The 2,044-nt window shown below is 48.4% G+C and carries 1 protein-coding gene and 1 pseudogene; both read left to right on the top strand.

Features of this window, described 5'->3' with window-relative positions; translation table 11 throughout:
- The first annotated feature begins 76 nt into the window (after positions 1-76).
- Positions 77-1,183 (top strand): cell division protein ZapE, encoded by a 1,107-nt coding sequence (gene zapE, locus KDK16_RS06300; RefSeq protein ID WP_306670744.1) that lies wholly within the window; start codon positions 77-79, stop codon positions 1,181-1,183.
- A gap of 417 nt (positions 1,184-1,600) precedes the next feature.
- Positions 1,601-2,044 (top strand): annotated as a pseudogene (locus KDK16_RS06295) (glucose/galactose MFS transporter); the annotation flags it as partial.

Genomic DNA, 2,044 nt, shown 5'->3' with positions numbered 1-2,044 from the left:
CCTTTACTGTTTCATCAACTATTGATACGAACCCCGTCAACGATGGATAGAGTGAAATAACAACTGAATGACCAGCATGACCCCGGAATCTCGTTACCAGCAGGACTTAAAGAAAGACAGCTTCAGCCATGACCCGGCTCAGGAAGCAGCGGTTCAGCATCTCCAGCGTCTTTTTGATCAACTGACGGCTGTCACCCCCCGCACCTCTCTGCTCAAACGCATCAACCCTTTTGCCGACAAAGAAACCCACACCGCTCGTGGACTCTATTTCTGGGGAGGCGTTGGCCGGGGTAAAACCTATCTGATGGACACCTTTTACGACTGCCTGCCGTTCCCCGAGAAAAAGCGCATGCACTTCCACCACTTCATGCGATGGGTTCATGGTGAATTGAAAAATCTGTCCGGAGAAAAGAACCCTCTGGATAAAGTGGCAGAAATACTGGCTGCTGAAACCCGGGTAATCTGCTTTGACGAGTTTTTTGTCTCTGACATCACCGACGCCATGCTTTTAGGTGGTCTCTTTGAGCAACTCTTTCAGAGAGGCATTACACTGGTAGCCACTTCCAACGTGGTACCCGATGAGCTCTACAAAGACGGTTTGCAAAGAATCCGTTTCCTGCCAGCCATTGCTCAGATAAAGGAGCATACTCTGGTGGTCAACGTTGATGGCGGCACGGACTATCGCCTCCGCCTCCTGGAAAAAGCAGACACTTACCACAGTCCATTAGGAACGGAAGCCGATCGACATCTGCAGAAAACATTCAATGACCTGGCACCGGATATCAGCCACTGCCGGGAAGCCGAGATCATTGAGATAGCGGGCAGATTGATCAACAGCAAGCGCACCTGCGAAGACATAGGCTGGTTCAGTTTCGCGACACTCTGTGATGGTCCAAGAAGCCAGAACGACTACATAGAACTGGCCTGTCTTTACCAGACAGTCATTCTGGAAAATGTACCACAAATGGGCGAAAAGAAAGACGATCAGGCCAGGCGCTTTATCAATCTGGTGGACGAGTTCTATGACCGCAACGTTAAACTCATCCTGACCGCCGAATCTCCCCTATCAGAACTTTACACCTCCGGCAAGCTGAACTTTGAGTTCCAGCGCACCATCAGTCGTCTGCAAGAGATGCAATCCAGAGAATACCTGTCACAACCTCACGACCCAATCCTGTCATAAAACACAGGGTTGGGCTCAAACGAGCCAGTTCCCAGAGTCACGTATTTTGAGCCTGAATACAATTCAGGCAAAACTGCCATGCATAACTGAGCAACCAAACTATACTCCCTCCCGGAAACTCATCGGAAAACCTACTGAGGCAACGGTTTGCAGGCAGCCATTCATGCTCTCCTCTATGGCAATTGGAATGCGTTCATGACAGGACAGCTATGGCATGAGGGATTTCGTAAATTTAATCCGATATAGCAATACGTCAGTTGTCCACCTTTTTTACGGGTGCTTTTCACAGGTGCATTGTGCGAGCTTTTGACAGGTGTCACTGCCTGCTCCCCGAAAAGCGGCCCGGGGTGTCCGTGGATATTGATTACTTATTGTTGGGTTAAGGCTTGATTTATATCATCCAGGGGAAGACATGTAGTGAGTGAATTATCTACAACCCAGTCTATCGATAGCAAATCGACTACCAGAAAAAAATCACCCTTTGTGCCAAAAAAGTTACTGGTTCCTTTTGTAATGATAACCAGTTGTTTTGCCTTATGGGGACTGGCACATAACATGACCGATGTACTCATTGCCCAGTTCCGTAAGGTCTTCATCTTAAACGATGCTCAATCCAGTCTTGTTCAGATGGCTTTCTACGGTGCTTACTTCTGCCTGGCTCTTCCTGCTGCTGTCTACATTAAAAAGTTTTCTTACAAATCCGGTGTACTGCTTGGGCTGGGTCTGTTTGCGTTCGGTGCATTGCTGTTTTATCCCGCCAGCCAGACTATGCAGTATTCCCACTTTCTGGCAGCTCTGTTTGTATTGGCTGGCGGGCTATCCATCCTGGAAACCAGTGCCAACCCATACATTATTTCTATG

It is taken from the genome of Endozoicomonas sp. SESOKO4 (genome assembly GCF_024606275.1).
Note: the sequence above shows the minus strand (reverse complement) of the source record. Positions and strands in the feature narration are given on the sequence as shown.

Coding starts and splice junctions, on each gene's coding strand:
- zapE (WP_306670744.1), top strand. CDS start 77: ATGACCCCGGAATCTCGTTACCAGCAGGACTTAAAGAAAGACAGCTTC.